Consider the following 20,256-nt stretch of genomic DNA (forward strand, 5'->3'; position numbering starts at 1 on the left):
TTATGATAGATCCCGCAAGAACGATGATTGCCGGGATCTATGGCCTGGCTCCCTCATCTGCTTGCCTTCTTTTAACGAAGGTCTCCGTTTTCCGTCATAAAATCAAGAACTTGCGCTTCTTCCGGAATAGAACTTTGGGCGCCGTATGAAGAGACAGCCAATGCCGAGGCGGCCGTGGCATAACGCAGGCAATATTCCGTCCCATGTCCGGATAAATATTTGGAAACAAAAGCGCCTATAAACGTATCGCCTGCCGCCGTCGTATCCACCGCCTCTACGGGACAAGCGGGCGTAGCGATCGTTAAACCGCCGGATTCCATATATAACGAGCCTTTGTCACCAAGCGTTACAATGACGTTTCTCGCCCCCTGTTTTAAAATTTCCCCGCAGGCTTGCCGGGCTTGGGTATCATCCTCAATTTTCACCCCGGTCAACGCTTCCGCCTCAATTTCATTCAAGATCAAAAAATGGATGGACGCCAATTGCTGACGCTCAAAGCCGGCAACAGGGGCTGGATTCGCAAAAACCGGAATCCCGGCATTGTTCGCCTTCTCCAATACGGCCCGATTCGCACCGCCGGGAATTTCATTCTGCAGTAAAATAGCGTCGTATCCTGAAAGCTCCAGGCTCGCAACATCCTCCGCGCCATATGCCCCGTTGGCTCCCGGCGAAAGAATAATGCGGTTCTCTCCCCGATGATCAACCGTAATCAAGGCCATCCCCGTCATGATCGGCTTGTTTACAACATGCTCCAAACCGATCCGCGCTTCGTCCAATCGATGGCGGATTTCATGGCCGAAGAAATCGTCGCCCAAACCTCCGGCCATGTTCACCGAAGCCCCGGACCGGGCGGCCGCAACCGCCTGATTTGCTCCCTTACCGCCGGCATAAAATCGCGTCCCGTGTCCTTGAACCGTTTCCCCGGGAATCGGATGACGATCAACTTGGGTTACAATGTCCATATTCATGCTGCCAACCACCAAAATATTGGCCATCCTAATCCCTCCTTTGACTAATTCATTTTTTTAACCGATCCACGCTTCATTAATTCGACATCCAAAACCACTTTTTTAGGGTTACTTTGGTCCACATCCTTCTCCTTGATTTTCTGGATCAGCATCTCCGCCGCTTGGGTCCCCATTTCATGAGTAGGTCTGCGGACAACCGTCACCTTCGGCTGCACAAATTGGGCAAGTTCATTTTCGTCAAAACCGACTAGGGAGATGTCTTCCCCGATTTCAAGCTTTAGATCGCGAAGCGCCTTGATGGCTCCTTGGCATATCAGGTTGTTCGCCGCGAAAATCGCCGTCGGCGGGCATTCGCTTTGCATCAATTCGACGGTTGAACGGTATCCGCTCTCCTCCAGCCAACTGCCTTGCTTGTGGTATTTCGGATCGGGAGTCACTCCAAATTCGACCATAGCCTGCTGGTAACCCCAATAGCGGTCCTTGCCGTCGTTGAAATCATGCGCCCCGTCTATAATGGCAATGCGCTCGTGACCGTATTCCAAAAAATGTCTGGTCGCCTCATAAGCCCCGCGATAATTATCGATCATCACCCCATCAAGACCGCTATTGTTGATGTAGCGGTCCACCAAAACGGTCGGTTTGCGGATGGCCTGGTAAAATTCCGCTTCTTTATGCGTTCCGATCAAAATGATGCCGTCCACGTTTTTGCTAAGAAAACTTTCAAAGAACTCCGCCTCTTCCGCTTCATCCCCATTGGTGGATACAACAAGCGTAAAAAAGCCTGCTTTCTTTGCCACTTCCACCGTCCCGCCGATAACAGCCGTATAGAAAGGATTCTGAATCTCCGGCACAACCACCGACAGCATGTTCGTTTTCTTTTTGACCATCGACGCCGCCATCGTATTGGGCACAAAGTTCAATTCATCAATCACTTTCAGCACCTTTTTTCGCGTTGACTCGCTTACCCGGTCCAATCCGTTCAGCACCCGGGAGACCGTAGCTACGGATACGTTCGCGTGTTTGGCAACATCTTTAATTGTGATGTCTTTTTCCGTGACAACCCTCTCCATTCAGCCCAACTTTGTAATAACGTTTTTACACAATACATCCCTTTCAATTAAAGAAAATCAAACACCAAAAGAAGCGATATTGTAAAAACGTTTACGCATTTTCTGTTTTCATTTTAGTTGATATCGCGTCAGTTTTCAACAACTTTTTTTAGAAAAACCGATTTTAAAGCGTTTACATTTTTTAATATGACACATATATGTTAGGTTTAATCGTTGAAGTTGGCCTTTAAGGCTGTCATAGATCAATTTGATGTCATGTTTTCTTACGTGTAATACGAAACAATTAATCCATGCTCGGAGGCAACTGGCTGCCGGCACCGTTCGGCGACACCAACATCACCCGGCAAAATAGCCGCCTTTCGCGGATCGCTATCCGACCTGAAAGACGGCTCTTTCCACTTGCGGTGGCGGGGCCAGATTTCACATCACGTTAACGTTCTGTTTACGCCTAATCCCGCAGCGGCAGCATCGCCAATTAGCCGCCCCAGCCCTCCGCTTCCCGGCGCCTAGCTTCACAGCATAAGGCGAGCGGCAGGATCTTCAAATCCTGCCGCTCTTTTCGCTGCATTCGCCCGCCCTATAACTTCACCGTTTTGTTCAATTCGGTTTCCGTCTCATTTCCTGTCAGCTGGGAGAACATACGCTTGATCATTTTGACGAGATTGCCGGTTTCCCAGTATTCCGCCGCTTCGGCTTTCACTTTGATCAGAATCAGATTGGGGTCGTCGCTGGTCGTGTGCAGGAATTTGGCGTAAGCGGGGTTCCAGAATTGCCGGATCTTCTCCCGGTCGTTGACCACTTCCGCGGTTCCGCGTACCGATACGTAGGAATCCCCCACGTACGTCACGTTGACGTTTGGATGTCGCTTGAGCTGGGTGTATTTATCCGTCTCCTCTTTCGTCAGGAACCACAGATCTCCGTCGAATTCAACCTCTTGGGTTTTCATCGGACGCGACACCAGGCCTTCCTGCGTGACAGTTGTCAGCATAGCGATCTCAATGCCTTTGATCAATTTCCGGACCGTCTCCACGGCTTCCTGGTGCGCAGCCTGGTCGTTTGTCATGACTAGTTCACTCCATATAGGTTATTGGGGGGGGGCATGGCTCCCCTGTTAGGGTGAACCGATGACGGAAAAAATAAACAATGGCCAAGCCGCATCCTGTCGCCGAGCACGGAATCGCGAAATAATGCATTTTGTACAACATTTTGGGGCTAGGTTGAGTCTAATCTGCCGTATTGTTGCATTATGTACAACATTTCTAACGCTGAAGAAGCCCATGGCCCGGAAAAGCTGCAGTTTCTGCAACATTTCCGGGCCAGAGCCGCCTGAAGGGCCAAAATTGCTGCACAAATTACAACATTTGGCCCCACCCTTCTCTCGTCGTACCCTTCTCTACTCGTTCCAGATCAACACGCGGATCGGCGTCGGATTATAGGCGTTGCACGGGTTGTTCAGCTGCGGACAGTTGCTGATCAGCACCATGGAGCGGCAGCTGGATTGCACCTCCACATACCGGTTCGGGCCCGACACGCCGTCCTCAAAGGTCAGTCCGCCCTCCGGCGTGACCGGTACGTTCATGAAAAAGTTGATGTTCGGCGACAAATCGCGTTTTCCGTACAAATGGCCTTCCGGATGCTTCGACAACTCCAGCATGAACGTGTCCCGGCAGTTGTGCATATGCCCCTTCTCGTGGGCGTAACGCACCGTATTGCTCTGGGACGAACATGCGCCGCCCAGCGTGTCGTGGCGACCGCACGTGTCGGCAACGATCCGCGCCAGCTCCTTGCCCGATTCGGCCAACAGCCGGGAGCCCGTCGTCAAATAAATGTTGTTCTGCCCGCCGATCGTCCGTACGGCGCTGTAATGATCCTCAGGGTTGTCCGCATCGTAAAATAACGTATCCGCCGCCTGATTCCCCTCCAAATCGACGATGCGCAGAACTTGTCCCGGCTGCAGCTCATGCATCCAGCCTAGCCCCGCCGGAATGACCTCGTCATGGATCGCCGTTTCGGCGGCCCGTGGGCTTTCCGCCCGATAAAATGCCTTCATCATCTTCCTCAACCTCCCTTGATCATATAAGTCCTAGCTTTGCAGCGCATCATACGCCCAGGTATTGTCGAACGCCCGGCGGTTCTCCGGCCGGTAGTTGACGCAGTAGTCCTGCGCATCGACCGGCAGCGCCGGCAGCACCTCGATTTTGACCGGAACGGACGGATAGGTCTCGCGCGGATCAAGCGGATGGGGGGTATTCGAGAGAATGAGCAACAGATCCATCTCCGTGCGCAGCGTTACGACTTGTCCTGCGGCGCAATGTCCATCTGCGAAATGCATGTTCCCTTCCTCGTCGCAGTACACTTTCGAAAACCAGTTGATCACGGGCGACAAATCCCGGGGGCCGAGACCGTTACGCGTCAACTCCACCGCCAGGTTCTCCTGCCCGCTCCGCAGCCAGTCATTCCGCAGCTCCTGATATCGGCTGACCCCGTATTGGGTGTCGGTCGACTCGCGTGTCGTGTACCCTCCCAGCGGATCATGCCAGCCCAGATCGTCTTGCACGATGCTGGCCAATGCCCGGCCGTTATCGCTCATGAGCACGTTCCCTTTCGTCAAATGCGCCGTATGCTGGGCCTTCAACGTATCCGGCATGTTGTACCGTTCCGTCAAATCGCGAGCATGGTACATCAGCATCGATACATTTGCTCCCTCCTCCATCGCCGTCAGGCGGATCAGCTTTCCTTTGCCGACCACGCCGGACCATTTGCCTCCCGGATGCATCGTTTCGCTCCACAGGATGTTCATGGCCGCTTCACTCCTTTTCCCTTTCGGATTCGCCGTTTTGCGGAGGATATAACAAAAGGAGACATCTTCAAGCGCATTCAGACGAAAGCGTCTTTACGATATCTCCCAGGTTTTTATCCTTCCGTGTAGTCCCGGCGTCAGGACCGTTTACTCTCGGACCAGACTCTGGCAACCAGACGGAACCCTAGTAAACTTTAGTGTGGCTGAAAATCTATTTAGTTTTATGTTAGATAAGATAACATCATTTTTTCGAGTTTGTCAAATCGCAAATTTTCATTTTTTCACATCAAATTTTCTTTTCAACCATGGCAAAGGATCCTCTATACCTCCCGGATTTCAATGAGGAAACACAAAGCAATATCCGGTTTTTTGTGAACTCTTCACAAATTCAGGAGAGCAGGAAGAGCCGCTTCTGTTGACCTTTCATGAAAATAAACCCACGTCTTTTCAATGTCTTGACAGCTTTCGACAACCAAGGCAATAATAAAAATCATAATTTAAATGTCATATTACATGACACAAAATTCCGATAAAACGCAAAATAATCAATTACATTACATTATATGTAATTATATTTTCACAACTCTAGTTTGAGGAAGGCCTTCAACTGGAAATGCGGCTTGCGAATATCGAGAGAGAGAGGGGTTTACACATGGAGAAGCTGACTATCGCAACCTTAAAAGCCATGTATCGAAATAACAAAACGACGCCGCAAGCACTGATCGAGACCATTATCGAACGGGCGGAACGGGACCGGCCGATGAACATCTGGATCGTCCCCCCGTCGCTGTCGTTCATCCAGCCGTATTTGGACGGCCTTGCCGGAAAAGACCCGGAGCGTTATCCGTTATGGGGTATCCCCTTTGCCATCAAGGACAATATCGATCTGGAGGGCTTGCCCACCACGGCAGGTTGCCCGGCTTACGCTTATACGCCGACCCAAAGCGCGGAAGTGGTCACCCGGCTGATCGAAGCCGGCGCCATTCCGGTCGGCAAGACGAACCTGGACCAGTTCGCCACCGGGCTGGTCGGCACCCGCAGCCCTTACGGCGAGACGCATAACGCGCTGATTCCCGAGCTCGTCAGCGGCGGCTCGAGCAGCGGCTCGGCAGTCGCCGTCGCCAGAGGGCAGGCCGTATTCGCCCTCGGCACCGACACGGCCGGATCGGGACGCGTGCCGGCTGCGCTGAACGACCTGATCGGCTACAAATCGGCGATCGGCGATTGGCCGGTCGACGGCGTTGTCCCCGCTTGCGCCAGCCTCGACTGCGTGACGGTGTTCACCTCCACGCTGGAGGACGCTTACCTGGTCGACGCCGTCGCCCGGACCGAAAGGGACACCGCGCCCGGCGCGCGCGCTTATCGGTCCGTCGCCTCCGACAGGCCGCGCAAGCTGCTTCTGCCGAAAGGCCCCCTGCACTTCTACGGGGACTACCGGGATGCGTACCAAACCGCTTGGGATAAAGCCGTCAAGCGGCTGGAGCAATGCGGCATTCCCATCGAATATATCGATGGCGAAATTTTCGGCAAAGTGTCCAGCATCCTGTATGACGGACCCTGGATCGCCGAGCGTTGGGCCGATCTGGGCGAGTTCGTCGAGTCGCATCCCGGCGAGATCTTCCCGGTGACAGAGCGGGTCCTGCGTTCCTCGAAGGATCTTGGCTACGATGCCGCCTCGGTCTTTACGGCGCTGCATCAACTCCGGGATTACAAAGCGCAAACCGATGTCCTGCTGCGGGATGCCGTCCTCGTCATGCCGACCTGCGGCGGCACATACGCCCGGACCCAGGTCGCCGCCGACCCGGTGGCAACGAACAGCGACATGGGCCGCTACACGAACCACTGCAACCTGCTGGACCTTAGCGCGATCGCCGTACCGTCCGATTACGCGGGGGAACGGCTGCCGTTCGGCATCACGATGTTTACTCTGCGCGGCCAGGACCGCCAGCTGCGAGGAGCCGCCGCCGAGTTCCTGAATACCGAAGCGATCGAACTTGCCGTCTGCGGCCTGCATATGCGCGGCTTCCCGCTGGAGAAGCAACTGCTGGACTGCGGCGCTTCCTTCCTCCGGCCGGACCGAACCGCCCCTTGCTACCGCCTTCTGCGGCTGGGCACGCAACCGCCAAAGCCCGGTCTGATCCGCTCCGAGCCCGGAAGTTCGATCGACCTGGAGATATGGCGGATTCCCCTGCACCGACTGGGCGACTTGATCCGGCAGGTTCCTGCCCCGCTGGGGCTTGGAAAGATCCGACTGCAGAACGGCGGCGAAGTGACCGGCTTTATCTGCGAGCCCTATGCCGAGCTGGGCGGAGAAGACATCACCCGTTTCGGCGGTTGGGCCGCTGCGGAGCGGAGCTGGGAGCAGAGCCGACAGAACAGCAATCCCGTAACGGGTTAACGAAGGGGGGCGACAAGCATGGAGAACACTGGGAATTCCGCGGATCGAAGCGCGTTTGCGTTTACCTGCAAAGATTTGTTTCAGATGAACTCCCTTTCGGGTTTGAAGCTGCTCGCAGGTGAACGCGGAATGGAAGGCATCATCAACCGGGTCAATATCATGGAGGTGCCCGATATCGAGAACTGGGCCCAAGCCAACGAGTTCCTGGTGACGACCGGCTACTCGCACCACCACAATATGGACGCCTTCCTGGAGATCATCCCGAAGCTGGCCGAACGAGGGGTAGCCGCGCTCGGCATCAAGCCCAAACGCTTCATCGCGGAAGTGCCCCGGCAAGTCATCGATTGCGCGGAGGCTCAGGGGTTGCCTTTGTTCGAGCTGCCGGAGTCAACGATCTTCTCCAACGTCGTACGCGAGGTCATGGAGAAGGTTATCGCGCTGGAGACGAGAACCGTGCTGATGCTGCAACACCGGTTGGAGCAGGTCTCGGAGCTGATGCTCCACGGCCGCGAAATGCCGCAAATTCTCGAAACGATCGAAGACATGACCGGCAATCCGCTGTGTATTCTTGACGCGTTCCGCCGCTTGATCGCCTCGCCCCGGCATGAAGCTTATTTCGCCCCGTTCCCCGGGCGGCTGGAAGGCTTCGATTCCCGTTCGTCTCCAAGGCACAGCGTAATCACGGTCGCCGATGACACTGTTCCCGAAGGCACCGTCCGTCTGCACGTCTTCAACCTCTGGGAAACGGAACGCGATCCGATCCTCGTCCTGCTCGCCGAGAAATACGAGCCCTGCTCCGATCTGGTTCTATCGACCGTCTCCCGCATGCTGCCGCTGCTCAATATCCGGCTCAGCGGCGAAAATACGTACAAACTGGTCAAAGCCAAATACTTCGACGGCTTTCTGAAGGATTGGCTGACGGGCGTGATCCCCAGCACGGAAGACCTGGATATCAAGGGCCGGCTGTACGGCTACGACGAGCTCTCGACCCAAAGTTACCGTGCGGCCATCGTTAAATTTCATACCGGCTCGCCGCCGGCCCCGGACGGGGCACTGATCGCGGAACTCAACCGCGCAACCGCGAATTGCGGGCTGTTCACAAGCATCGGCGGCAAAATCGTCGCCCTCTTGCCGCAGTCCCCGAGCCGCGAACCGGCGCTCTTGCCGGAATCCGTCGAGCGGGTCCGCGACCGAATCGAAGAAGTTCTCGGCACCGGCGCTTTCTCCCTATGCATCGGTGAAGCCTGCGAACCGCTGGCCGTGCATCAAGCTTATCTCGATGCCGAGAACCTCTACATCGCTTCCAGCGCCAGTAATGCAACCGCCAGGCTTGTCACCTGGGAGCAGCTTGGCATTTACGCCATTTTAAGCCTACTGCCGAAGCACGCCAATATCGATAAATTCATGAACCGGTACATGAAGCCCATGCTGGAATACGACCAAGCGCATCAGTCCAGCCTTGTCGAGACGCTGAAGTTATATTTTCGAATGGGCTGCAACATCAAGTTGACCGCCGGGGCTATGTTTACCCACTACAACACCGTCGTGTACCGTCTCGATAAAATCAAATCCCTGCTCGGCATCTCGTTCGACGACCCGGAAGCGCGCCTGCAACTGCAGATCGTCTTGAAGATTCACGAGATGGGGGAATAGCGCGGACTACCGCAAAAGGGGGAATCCAAATGAAACCACGAAGCCAGCGCCTGTTTCGCATCCGTCGGGACATCAACCCGAGGTTGTTCAATACCATCATGCTTGTCACGTTCTTACTGCTGATCGCGCTGTGGTACGTGGGCAGCAATTTCTCAGGCATCAATCCGATCTTTCTTCCGACGCCGCAAGCGACTTTCTCTTACTTGTTCAAAGCCCTCCAGAACGGCAGTCTCTGGCAGGACATCGGCATCAGCTGCTACCGCGTCTTGATGGGGTTCTTCATCTCCGTCATCATCGGCATTCCGTTGGGCTTGCTCTCCGGGACGTACAAAGTGGTTAACGCAGTAATGAAGCCGTTAATCGAGTTTTTCCGCTACCTGCCGGTATCGGCCCTGATCCCGCTGATCATGGTGTGGACCGGGGTTGGCGAGACGGCCAAAATCACCATCATCGTCGTCGGCGCCGTATTTTCGATGACGGCCATGATCGCAGACATCGTCAAAGGCATCCAGATTGACCTGATCAACACCGCGTATACACTGGGCGCTTCGCAAGGGCAAGTGATCAAGAACGTCATTATTCCCGCGATCATGCCAAACGTGATGGACACCATGCGCATGGTCATGGGCTGGGCCTGGACGTATCTGATCATGGCGGAAATGCTCGCCTCCAGCTCCGGCCTCGGCTACAGCATTATGATCGCGGAGCGTTTTATGAAAACCTACATTATTTTCGGCGGCATCTTCGTAATCGGCCTGCTCGGGCTGCTGTTCGACCGGATCTTCGCCTTCATCAACAAACGCCTGTTTCATTGGGCCGAGGATGTCTAAGACATCATTTCATCAGGGAAAGACAACTTCCTGAAATCAAATAAAGGGGGAATCCTCCATGCAGCAACAAGCGACCCGTCCAAAGATCTCCTGCAAAAACCTGAACAAAATCTACCGCTCCAAAAGATCGGAAACGTTCGCGCTGAAAGACATCAACATGGACATCGCGGATAACGAATTCATCTGCGTGGTCGGCCCGTCCGGCTGCGGCAAATCCACCCTGCTGCGCATTTTTGCCGGGCTCGACGAAGCCACCTCCGGCGACGTGATGCTCGATGAACGCGTCATGACGGGGCCGGGCGCCGATCGCGGCATGGTGTTCCAGGCGTACACGCTGTTCCCCTGGTTAACGGTCGAGAACAACATCCGGTTCGGCCTTAAGCTGAAAAAGCTGGCGAAACCCGAAGCCGACGACATCGTCGAGAAATACCTGAACCTCGTCGGCCTGACCGACTTCCGGAACCGGCTGCCGAAGGAGCTGTCCGGCGGCATGAAGCAGCGCGTCGCCATCGCCCGGGCGTTGGCCAACAACCCCGAGGTGCTCCTGATGGACGAGCCGTTCGGCGCGCTTGATCCGGATACGAAGGGAAATATGCAGCTGCAGCTGCGCGAGCTGTGGGAGAAGGAGAAGCATACCGTCATTTTCATCACGCACGATATCGAGGAAGCGGTGTTTCTGTCCCAGCGGGTGTACGTCATGAGTTCCCGTCCGGGGCGGATCGTCGCCGATATTCCCGTCGATCTGCCGGCCCGGCGCGACCTGGAGCTGAAGGATACCCCGGAGTTCATCCAAATCCGCAAAAAGATCCACAGCCTGCTGCACTCCGGCGATTTCGGGATGGACCCTTATGCGGCCACCTGAACTGGTAACGACGTTCCGCCAGGATGCGCCGTTCCTGAAGAGCTTCCTGTTCCTGTCGCTGCCGATCGCCCTGCAGAGCATGATCACCAGCATTACGAACACGCTGAGTTCGCTGATGGTCGGCCAGCTCGGCGACCTGCAGGTGTCCGCCACCAGCCTGGCCGGCCAGGTCTTCTTCATCCTGAACCTGGTCATCGTCGGCATCGTCAGCGGCTCGACCATTTTCGTCTCGCAGTATTACGGCAAAGGCGACCGGCAGCATCTCAACGTCGCTTCCGCACTGGCCTTCGCGCTCATCCTGGCCGTCAGCTTCCTGTTTACGGCCATCGGGCTGTGGTTTCCCGAGCAGGTGCTGCGCGTGTTCTCGAACGAAAACGAGGTGGTCGCGCCGGCCGCCCGCTATCTGCAGGTCGTCTGCCTCAGCTACGCGCCGACCGGCTTGTCCCTGGCCTGCACGATGATCTTCCGCAACATCGGCCGGCCCGGCTTCCCGCTGCGCGTGACCGTCCTGACCATCCTTGTCGATGTGGTGCTCAGCTATGGCTTGATTTTCGGCCATTTCGGCTTCCCGGCGCTGGGCATGCAGGGAGCGGCTTGGGCGATCGTCGCCGCTCGCCTCGTCGAGATGGGGATCATGGCCGCCGTGCTCTACGGCAAGTTCCGCGACTTTGCGCCGAAGCCCGGCCATCTGCTGGCGGCCCGGAAGGGATTCCTGAGCCTCTTCTTCAGAACCTCCTTCCCCGTCATCGTCAATGAGACGGTATGGAGCATCGGGTATGCCCTGTATAACGTCGTCTTTTACCATATGGGCTATGCGGTTGGGGCCGCCGTTGGCATCGCCAAAGTTCTGGAGCAACTGCTGATCGCATTCTTCATCGGCACCGGGCAAGCGGCCGCGATCATCCTCGGGCAAACGATCGGCGAAGGCCGGCCGGAGAAAGCGCCGTATTACGCAAAGCGCATGGAGGCTTACACGGCTTTGTTCGGCATCATGACCGGACTGCTGCTGGTCGCGGGCGCGCCGCTGATCCTCCGGCTGTACCAGGGCGTATCCGGGGAGGTGCGCGATACGGTGATCCTCATCCTGATTTACCTGGCCGTCATCATGCCGATCAAAGGCATGAACTTCGTCCACATCATGGGCACGCTGCGTGCGGGCGGCGATACGAAAATGTGCTTGATCATCGACAACGTCACCCTATGGTGCGTATCGCTGCCGCTGACATTCTTGACCGGGTATGCGCTGGGGTTCGGCATAGAGGTCGTTTACCTGTTCGTCATTCTGGATGATATCTGCAAATATGTGCTGGTCCGGCTTCGGATCCGGAGCGATAAATGGATTCGCAATCTGGTGAGCTAACTTGCCGGATTCTAATCAAATATAACAATAGATGTATTGGAGGCGGAGAATCATGAGGAGACAAATGAAACAGGGGTTAGTGAAAAAGGGAGCAACGCTGCTGCTATTGGCCGCCATGATGTCCGGCCTTCTCGCCTGCGGAAACAATGCCGCAAACGGCAATGGAGCCGGAGGCAACGCCGCGGCAACCGCAGCCGGGAACGGATCGTCTTCGGAGACGTCGGCACCCGTCACGGTGAAGACGGCCTATGCGCCGTTCATTGGAGGCATCGGGGTTTATGCGCTGGCCGACAAGGAATTCGACCTGGCTCACGGCGTGGATCTGCAAATCGGCGCTTTCGGCGCCACATCGCCACTGATGAGCATCATGACCGGCGACGTAGATATCGCCTTCACAACGCTGCAATCTTATCTGATTTCTATTAATGCCTTGATTGAAGAAGGGTCCGACCTGTCCACCTTGCCGAAAATCGTCTATCTGCACAACGCTTCAACCGGTGCGGACGGCATCGTAGCCGACAAGAGCATCCAAAGGGTCTCTGACCTGAAAGGGAAATCGGTCACCGCCCAATTCGGCGAAGTCACCCACTACATGCTGGCCAAAGCATTGGCCACGGCTGGGTTGACCGTGGATGACGTCAACCTCGTCGACATGGGCCCCGGCAAAGGGGGCGCCGCGTTCGTCGCCGGCAGCGTTGACGCCGCCACGACGTTCGAGCCTTACCTCTCGCAAGGGGTGAGCTCCCGGGGCGGCAACGTCATCATCTCCACCGCCAACCTGGAGAATACGATCCTCGACGTGATCGTCGTCTCCGCCAAGAACGCCGAGGAGAAACCGGCATGGCTGCAGAACACGCTGAAAGCCGTGGAGGACGCCACGCAATACGTCAACACGGATCTGGACGATGCCGCAGCGCTCACCGCCGACGATCTGCAAGTCAGCGCTGAGGAAGTGAAGCAGATGTTCCCGACCGTCCACCTGTACACGCTGGCCGACAACCACAAAGGCATGGATGAGGGCGGCTGGTTGTACGACACGATGAAGGACGTTGTTTATTTCTACAATACGATCGGCGTCATCAAAAATACGTTTGATGTGAAGCAACTGGTATCCACCGACTTCCTCTGGTAACCCGAAACACTTGGCCGGGGCGTCAGCGCCCCGCCACCCCATTTTATAAGTATTAGGAGGCGACCTTATGATTACGATTCCCGAGCACAGCGTGTATATCCTGATCGACGTGCAGAACTCCGACCCGGCCAAACATCCGCGCGGCATCCCGGAGAGAAGATTGCAGTATTTGAAAAATGTGGAGCGCGTAACCGAGTATTTTCGCGCACGCGGCGATGTGCCGATCATCCATATCCGCGAAATCCACCGCAAGGATCTGGTCGATTTCGGCCGTGAACTGGACGGTGCGGAGAGCATTCACTGCGTCGAGGGGAATCCCGAAGCGACGTATTACGAGCCGACCGCCCCGATCGAAGGAGAGTATACGGTGGACAAGCGGCGGTACAGCGCTTTTTTTGGCACCGATCTGGAGATTCTGCTGCGCGGGCTCAAGGCCGAGCATCTGTTCCTCGTCGGCGGCATGACCGATATTTGCGTGCATTACACGGCGGTCGACGCGCATCAATACAACTACCACGTCCACGTGTTCAAGGAAGCTTGCGGAACGCCAAGCAGCGAAGAGGTCGCGCAAGCCGCGCTCGACAACATCGAGTATTTTCAAACCGGCTCGGTGATTTCCGTTGAAGATCTGTTTCATTGATGTATGGAAAAATAAAGGAGGAGACTGGATCATGCCACAAATTCCCGAACATAGCGCACTGCTCGTCATCGACATTCAGAACGACACGGAGAGCGACGCCATTCCCGTCATGGAAGGCGGCACGTGCCTGCTGAACTCCCCGAAGGTTATCGGGCATTTCCGCAAACTGGGCCTGCCGGTCATTCAGATCCGCGAACTGCACCGCGCCGACCACAGCGACTTCGGCCGCGAATTGGACGGCGTGGAGAAGGTGCACTGCCTGGAGGGGACACCCGCCGAGGAGTTCCATCCCTCCACCGCCCCGATCGAAGGCGAATATATCATTACGAAACGCCGGTACAGCGCGTTTTTTGCCACCGATCTCGACCTGTTGCTGCGCTGCCTCGGAGTCAAACGCCTGTACCTGATCGGCGGCATGACCGATATCTGCGTCCGCTTCACGGCGGTGGACGCCCATCAGCATGACTACCACTTCCATGTCGTGTCCGACGCGGTCGTGGGGACCAGCCGCCAGGCACACAACATGGCCCTGCTGAACATGGAGTACCTGCAAACCGGCGCGAACATGACAACCGAAGAAGTGCTCGCGCTGACCCGGTGATCGCGATGGCGAACGAACCGGATCGCGGCCGGGAGAGCGAATGGCGGCGCATCGCCGCCCTCGTCGACGGGCTGGAGGCGTCCGTGACGGAGCTGAGCGATCGCATATGGGAGCTGGCCGAGACGAAATTTGAAGAGTTCGTCTCGGCCGAGCTGTTGGCGGACCGGCTGGCGGCGGCCGGGTTCGCGGTCAAGCGCGGCATCGGCGGACTGCCGACCGCCTTTATCGCCTCGTACAGCTGCGGCGCGGGCGGACCGGTCATCGCGCTGCTGGGCGAGTACGATGCGCTGCCCGGCCTCAGCCAGCAAGACGGCATCGCGACGCCCGAGGTTGCGGCCGGCGGCGGAGGGAACGGCCATGGCTGCGGCCATCATTTGCTGGGTGCGGGTTCCGTGGCCGCGGCGATCGCGCTGAAGGAATACATGGCCGAGACCGGGCTGCCGGGCACGGTCCGCTACTACGGCTGTCCGGCCGAGGAAGGCGGTTCCGGCAAGACGTTCCTCGTGCGGGAGGGCGCTTTTGAGGGCGTCGACGCAGCCTTGACCTGGCATCCCGGCTACGGCAATGCGGTCGTATCCATGACCTCCTCGGCCAATTACCAGGTCCGCTACCGGTTCCACGGGCGCAGCGCCCACGCGGCGGCCGGCCCCCATCAGGGCCGAAGCGCGTTGGACGCGGTCGAGCTGATGAACGTCGGGGCCAACTATCTGCGGGAGCATGTCCCGCCGGAAGTCCGTTTTCATTACGCAGTGACGGACACCGGCGGCTTCTCCCCGAACGTCGTCCCGGCGACCGCGGAGGTCGTGTACTTGATCCGCGCGCCGGAGGTCCGCGACGTCGAAGCGGTATACGCCCGCATCAACGACATCGCCAGGGGCGCGGCGCTGATGACCGGAACGGAAGCGCAGATCCGCTTCGAAAAAGCCTGCTCCAACCTCATTCCCAACGTGACGTTGGAGCAGGTGATGTACCGATGCTTCGAAGCGCTTGGCGTACCGGCGTTCACGGAGGCGGAGCAGCGTTACGCCGCTGCCATCGCCGCCACGCTTCAGCCGGAGCGTGCCGGCGCAAGCGAAGCGGGCGCACCTGGCGGGTCGGCTGGTACTGCCGTTCTTGCCGATCCGGCTAGCCCGACTGACACGGCCGCCCTAACTGCCCCGGCCGCCCCGTTGGCTCCCGCCGCGGCGTCTCCGTCCTTCCCGCCGGCTTCGCCCGCGCTGCCGGAGACGCTCGAGCCTTACGCACCGGTGACGGGGCGGATGCTCGGCTCGACGGACGTCGCCGACGTCAGCTGGGTCGTTCCCACGGCCCAGCTGGAGACGGTATGCTTCGCCGCCGACACGCCGTTCCACTCGTGGCAGATGGTTGCGCAGGGGCGGTCTACCGCCGCCCACAAGGGCATGCCGCATGCCGCCAAAGTACTGGCGGCGACCGCGGCCGAGCTGCTAAGGCAGCCGGCGCTGCTCGAACAAGCGAAGCAGGAGCTGCGAAGCCGCGGCGGCCTGGAGGGCTACGTCTGCCCCATCCCGCCCGATGTCCGGCCGCCGGTGAAGGCCGCTCCGAAGGAGCCGCTAAAGCGGGGGACCCCTTAGCGGCAGACGCGGGCTTTTAGCAAATGCTGCATTTTGTACAACAATTTCACGCCGCAACCGTTACTTCAGAGCGATTTGTTGTAAAAAGTACAACATTTCCGCTTCCCGAGACCGATGAAGGCCAAAAATGTTGCACAAAATACAACAACTCACCGTTCACAGCTAATTTCGAAGCTCCATTGTTGCATAAAAGACAACATTTTCACGATTTAGCGTCCCTGGCCCGTGAACCAGAAGCACGCGGCGGGCGGCAATCGTTCCCGCCACCGGCTACTCCATCGTTTAGTCAGCTTCCTAGCCACCTATGCCGGTTCACCACCAGCACCACCACCAACGCCAGCATCAGCACCAAAAAGCCCGCTCCCAATAACAGGGGCGGGCTTCCTCATTCTCCTCGCAACGCGGCTTACTTCAGCGGTTTCCAGACCCAGTTTTCCACTTCCGGCAGGTCGACGCCTTCCTCGCGGATGTAGGCATGATGCTTCTTGATCATCGCATCCATTTCAGCGGCGATCGAAGCGTATTGTCCCGCGTTCGGCAGGCTTAGTACCGCTTCCTTAACCAGGTCGAACCGGTCCATCTGGTTCACCACGCGCATATCGAACGGCGTTGTGATGTCGCCGTTTTCGCGGTACCCGTGGACATGCAGGTTATGGTTGCGGCGGTCGAAGAACAGGTCCTTGATCAGGCCTTCATAACCGTGGAAGGCGAACACGACCGGTTTGTCTTTGGTGAAGAACGCGTCGAATTCGTCATCGGACAAGCCGCGCGGATCGAGCTTCCGGCTTCTCAACTTCAGCAAATCGACCACGTTGATGTAACGGATTTTCAACTCCGGCAATTTCTCATGTAACATGCTGATCGCGGCCAAGCTCTCCATCGTCGGCTCCGTGCCGGAGGAGGCAAACACGATATCCGGCTCGCCGCCTTGATCGGTGCTGGCCCAGTCGATGACTTTCAAGCCCTTTTCCACCAGTTCCGCGGCTTCATCGGCCGTAAACCATTGCGGACGTGGATGTTTGGACGAGACGATCAGGTTGATCTTCTGGCGATCGTTCAGAATTCGGTCGAACACGGCCAGCAGCGTATTGGCGTCTGCCGGCAAATACTCGCGGATGAACTCCGGCTTCTTGTCGGCCAGATGGCCCAGCAACCCCGGATCTTGGTGCGTGTAGCCGTTGTGGTCCTGTTGGAACACCGTCGACGTGGCCACGACGTTCAAGGACGGAATCTTCCCGCGCCAGCCATGATCGGTCGCTTTGCGCAGCCATTTGAAGTGCTGGGTGATCATCGAATCGACCACGCGCAGGAACGCTTCATAGCTGGCGAAAAAGCCGTGGCGCCCGGTCAACACGTAGCCTTCGAGCAGGCCTTCCGCCTGATGCTCGGACAGTTGCGAATCGATGACGCGGCCGTAGGAAGCCAGGAATTCATCGTTCGGCTCCTTCACGGCGTCCAGCCATTGGCGCTTGGTGACGTCGAACACCGGCCCGAGGCGGTTGGACATCGTTTCGTCCGGACCGAAGATGCGGAAGTTCTTGTTCGCTTCGTTCAGCCGCACGACCTCGGCCACGTATTTACCCAGCACGGACATGTCCTGGGCGACTAACTTGCCCGGTACGGAGTTATCCAGCGCGAAGTCCCGGAAGTTCGGGAGGCGCAACTCCTTCACCAGACGGCCGGCGTCGGTGACCGGATTTTTGCCCATGCGGCGTTTGCCCTTCGGCAGGATCTCGGCGATTTCGTCTTTCAATCTGCCATTCTCGTAGAACAGCTCCTCCGGACGGTAACTCTTCATCCATTCCAGCAAAGCCGGAGCGTGCTGCATGTTTTTCTGGTCCACCGGAATCGGTACCTGGTGGGCGCGGAACGAATTTTCATTCGGTACGCCGCCCCATTCCTTCGGCCCCGTCCAGCCTTTCGGGGAACGGAACACCAGCATCGGCCAGACCGGACGGGCAGCATCCCCGGTTTCGCGCGCATGCTGTTGGATGGCCTGAATTCTCTCGACGATCGTGTCGAGCGCTTTCGCCATCGCCGGATGCATCAACTCCGGATCTTCGCCTTCAACGAAAATCGGCTCCCAGCCCATGCCTTTGAAGTAAGCGGTCAGTTCTTCGTTCGTTTGGCGGGACAGGATCGTCGGGTTGCTGATCTTGAATCCGTTCAGGTGCAGAATCGGCAGCACGGCCCCGTCCGTGATCGGGTTGATGAACCGGTTGGAGAACCACGATGCCGCCAGCGGGCCGGTTTCGGCCTCCCCGTCGCCGACGACCACCGCCGAGATCAGGTTCGGATGGTCCAGAATCGCCCCCACGCCGTGGGAAAGCGAATACCCCAATTCCCCGCCTTCATGAATCGAACCCGGCGTTTCCGGCGCGGCATGAGACGCGACCCCGCCCGGGAAGGAGAACTGCTTGAACAACTTCTTCATCCCCTGGAGATCCTGCGTAATTTCCGGGTAGATCTCCGTGTAGCTGCCGTCCAGGTAAGAGTTCGATACCATCACCTGCCCGCCGTGGCCGGGTCCTTCGATATAGAACATATCCAGATCGTATTTGCAGATGACCCGGTTGAGATGGGCGTAAATAAAGTTTTGCCCCGGAATGGTCCCCCAGTGCCCGATCGGCTTCACCTTCACGTCCGATTCCTTCAGCGGTTCCAGCAGCAGCGGGTTGTCCTTCAGGTACAACTGCCCCACCGAAATATAGTTCGCAGCACGCCAATAAGCGTCCAGCTTGGCCAAATACGTTTTGGAGGAATAATCGACTTGCGATACCGTAAATGCCATTTCTACCACTCCCTTTAGATTTGTCTGTTTCTGTTTCTGTACCGCACACCTATATTGTGAATATTTTCACCCATAATTATATAATAGCGTCCTTTTTATAAATTGATACGGTCCAATTATGTGAAATATTGAACATAGTATGAAAATTGATCGGTCCTCTTCTGTAAAAAGAGTTGGCCGATCACTTCATAAAAATGATGGAAACCCAATTCATAAAAGAGCTATCCGATGGATAGCCCTGCATGTATATCCTTTTTAGCTATCTCACTACTTGCTGCCTTTCGGCAATACTTCAACCGCTATCTCCGCCCATTTCTCCGAGATGTACCTCGATGTATCCCTTCCGAATACGTCCCGACTAAGTTTAAGTATATTAATCAAATAATTGCCAGGCTCATTGATCGTGATCGACCCACTAAACTCCTTATTCTCGTTCATCTGAACGACTGTTTTTTCGCCGCTTGTTTGATAGTCTCCCTGCTGAAACTTCGTCAATTGAAATCCAAGAACCTGACTCTGAATATACTCCGTAATGACAGATCCGCTAATCTCTACGGCTTCTCCAGCCTGTACCCTCAGGAAACCTTGTGTTGGCTTATTGAACACAATATCTTTCTTATACTCATCATAAACATATCGGATCGGAATCAAGGACGGATCCTTAACGATCCGATGGACAATGATGTCTGCAGATGGATTATCATTCGAATGAATCTGCAGCGGATTCGATCCTGGTCGGAGATCAACGGAAAACGCCACCCGGCAAAATTCCCGATCTCCAATTTTCACACACCTATCGCCGGACTTTGGCCCTCTACTATCCGAAATACCGGTCATACCGCCAAGCCCCATGCTATGCATTAAATAAACGTCTCCGTACCCTTTTTGAACCAATGAACTGAACGTGATACGCCCCGCTTCTGTCGTATAGACAGGGTGCAGGACCTTCGCTGACATCTCATTCCACGTCAACTGTAAAGTTCCCCGGCTCCACTTGTAGTTGATGTTCATCTTCGGCAACATTGAAACCGGAATGTACAGCGTATTGTTTTTCATAAACGGCGGCAGAATTTTCTGGGCATCCTCAAGCACGGTAAGTTTGCCGTTCCCTTCAATATATAGCTTGGAGCTGTTAACCCTGAAATGAAGGTTAGAAAAGGGAGTCGGATGACCCGGACGGACTAAAATCGACCCAATAACTATTCGTTTTTGTGCTTTTCATGATCTTACCCACATGCGCCAGCTCCAGCCACTTGATCGGTACGTAGAGGTTGCCGTTCTTCCTAAGCAGCGGAGATGCCTTCAAGGACTCCGAATCCAAGGTGATGGTGGACTTGTTCAATTTTGCAGTTATTTGGTGTGGGTTCACTTGAAACATGGCTGCGTCACTTTCTATGATCGGCAGCTTGGATTTCGCTGCCTGCGCGGAGCCAACCTGTAACGGAAGGGCCACAGAAGCAAGCAACCCGGCACCCAGCAATAATATCGTAATCATTCGTCGCACGACGCGATCACCGCTTTCCATTTTTTTGTATAGACGTATGATGTGTAATCAAGTT

Annotated in this window: 17 protein-coding genes and 1 riboswitch; of the genes, 9 read left to right on the forward strand and 8 right to left on the reverse strand. The window is 56.3% G+C overall.

Translation table 11 applies throughout. The features are described 5' to 3' along the window. Positions 1-71: 71 nt before the first annotated feature. The 5 genes from BN3795_RS07835 to BN3795_RS07855 form a co-directional block, all read right to left on the reverse strand. Positions 72-995, reverse strand: a complete 924-nt coding sequence (locus BN3795_RS07835; RefSeq protein WP_068784156.1) for a ribokinase — start codon at positions 993-995, stop codon at positions 72-74. A 17-nt stretch (positions 996-1,012) separates the two neighbouring features. Then, positions 1,013-2,038, reverse strand: a complete 1,026-nt coding sequence (locus BN3795_RS07840) for a LacI family DNA-binding transcriptional regulator (protein WP_068784157.1) — start codon at positions 2,036-2,038, stop codon at positions 1,013-1,015. 577 nt (positions 2,039-2,615) lie between these two features. Next, positions 2,616-3,101: a pyridoxamine 5'-phosphate oxidase family protein gene (locus BN3795_RS07845; protein WP_068784158.1), complete on the reverse strand. Its 486-nt coding sequence runs from the start codon at positions 3,099-3,101 to the stop codon at positions 2,616-2,618. A 330-nt stretch (positions 3,102-3,431) separates the two neighbouring features. Next, entirely contained in the window at positions 3,432-4,088 is a 657-nt protein-coding gene (locus BN3795_RS07850; RefSeq protein WP_068784320.1) for an urea amidolyase associated protein UAAP2, read from the reverse strand. Positions 4,089-4,121: 33 nt separating this feature from the next. Further along, on the reverse strand, positions 4,122-4,838 hold the full coding sequence (locus tag BN3795_RS07855; RefSeq protein ID WP_068784159.1) for an urea amidolyase associated protein UAAP1: 717 nt from the start codon (positions 4,836-4,838) through the stop codon (positions 4,122-4,124). A gap of 100 nt (positions 4,839-4,938) precedes the next feature. Next, a riboswitch (guanidine-I (ykkC/yxkD leader) is annotated at positions 4,939-5,037 on the reverse strand. A 453-nt stretch (positions 5,038-5,490) separates the two neighbouring features. Here BN3795_RS07855 and atzF point away from each other — a divergent pair. The 9 genes from atzF (at position 5,491) to BN3795_RS07900 (ending at position 15,906) form a co-directional block, all read left to right on the forward strand. Next, positions 5,491-7,236 (forward strand): allophanate hydrolase, encoded by a 1,746-nt coding sequence (atzF, locus tag BN3795_RS07860; protein WP_068784160.1) that lies wholly within the window; start codon positions 5,491-5,493, stop codon positions 7,234-7,236. 18 nt (positions 7,237-7,254) lie between these two features. After that, positions 7,255-8,889, forward strand: a complete 1,635-nt coding sequence (locus BN3795_RS07865) for a PucR family transcriptional regulator (RefSeq protein WP_068784161.1) — start codon at positions 7,255-7,257, stop codon at positions 8,887-8,889. A gap of 29 nt (positions 8,890-8,918) precedes the next feature. Then, positions 8,919-9,719 carry an ABC transporter permease gene (locus tag BN3795_RS07870; RefSeq protein WP_068784162.1) on the forward strand — a complete coding sequence of 267 codons (801 nt, stop codon included), beginning with the start codon at positions 8,919-8,921 and terminating at the stop codon, positions 9,717-9,719. Between the two features lie 58 nt (positions 9,720-9,777). Beyond that, positions 9,778-10,581, forward strand: coding sequence for an ABC transporter ATP-binding protein (locus tag BN3795_RS07875; protein WP_068784163.1), 804 nt, complete (start codon positions 9,778-9,780; stop codon positions 10,579-10,581). Continuing rightward, on the forward strand, positions 10,568-11,941 hold the full coding sequence (locus BN3795_RS07880; RefSeq protein WP_068784164.1) for an MATE family efflux transporter: 1,374 nt from the start codon (positions 10,568-10,570) through the stop codon (positions 11,939-11,941). Before BN3795_RS07875 ends, BN3795_RS07880 begins: the two co-directional genes overlap by 14 nt. 52 nt (positions 11,942-11,993) lie before the next feature. Then, on the forward strand, positions 11,994-13,073 hold the full coding sequence (locus tag BN3795_RS07885; RefSeq protein ID WP_068784165.1) for an ABC transporter substrate-binding protein: 1,080 nt from the start codon (positions 11,994-11,996) through the stop codon (positions 13,071-13,073). Between the two features lie 67 nt (positions 13,074-13,140). Further along, positions 13,141-13,713 (forward strand): cysteine hydrolase family protein, encoded by a 573-nt coding sequence (locus BN3795_RS07890; protein ID WP_068784166.1) that lies wholly within the window; start codon positions 13,141-13,143, stop codon positions 13,711-13,713. 31 nt (positions 13,714-13,744) lie between these two features. Further along, complete coding sequence (locus tag BN3795_RS07895) at positions 13,745-14,314, forward strand: cysteine hydrolase family protein (RefSeq protein ID WP_068784167.1); 570 nt, start codon at positions 13,745-13,747, stop codon at positions 14,312-14,314. A 5-nt stretch (positions 14,315-14,319) separates the two neighbouring features. Then, positions 14,320-15,906, forward strand: coding sequence for an amidohydrolase (locus BN3795_RS07900; protein WP_068784321.1), 1,587 nt, complete (start codon positions 14,320-14,322; stop codon positions 15,904-15,906). A gap of 406 nt (positions 15,907-16,312) precedes the next feature. Here the strand turns inward: BN3795_RS07900 and BN3795_RS07905 are convergent, their stop codons facing one another. The 3 genes from BN3795_RS07905 to BN3795_RS07915 all read right to left on the reverse strand — a co-directional run bounded on the left by BN3795_RS07905 (position 16,313) and on the right by BN3795_RS07915 (position 20,201). Then, complete coding sequence (locus BN3795_RS07905; RefSeq protein ID WP_068784168.1) at positions 16,313-18,697, reverse strand: phosphoketolase family protein; 2,385 nt, start codon at positions 18,695-18,697, stop codon at positions 16,313-16,315. A gap of 267 nt (positions 18,698-18,964) precedes the next feature. Further along, a complete protein-coding gene (locus BN3795_RS07910) occupies positions 18,965-19,789 on the reverse strand; it encodes a hypothetical protein (RefSeq protein WP_068784169.1) in 825 nt (274 codons plus the stop codon). Between the two features lie 58 nt (positions 19,790-19,847). Continuing rightward, positions 19,848-20,201: a hypothetical protein gene (locus BN3795_RS07915; RefSeq protein WP_198524676.1), complete on the reverse strand. Its 354-nt coding sequence runs from the start codon at positions 20,199-20,201 to the stop codon at positions 19,848-19,850. Between the last annotated feature and the right edge of the window lie 55 nt (positions 20,202-20,256).

The sequence above is a fragment of the Paenibacillus phocaeensis genome (assembly GCF_900021165.1).
In the GTDB taxonomy this organism is placed as follows: Bacteria; Bacillota; Bacilli; order Paenibacillales; family Paenibacillaceae; genus Fontibacillus; species Fontibacillus phocaensis.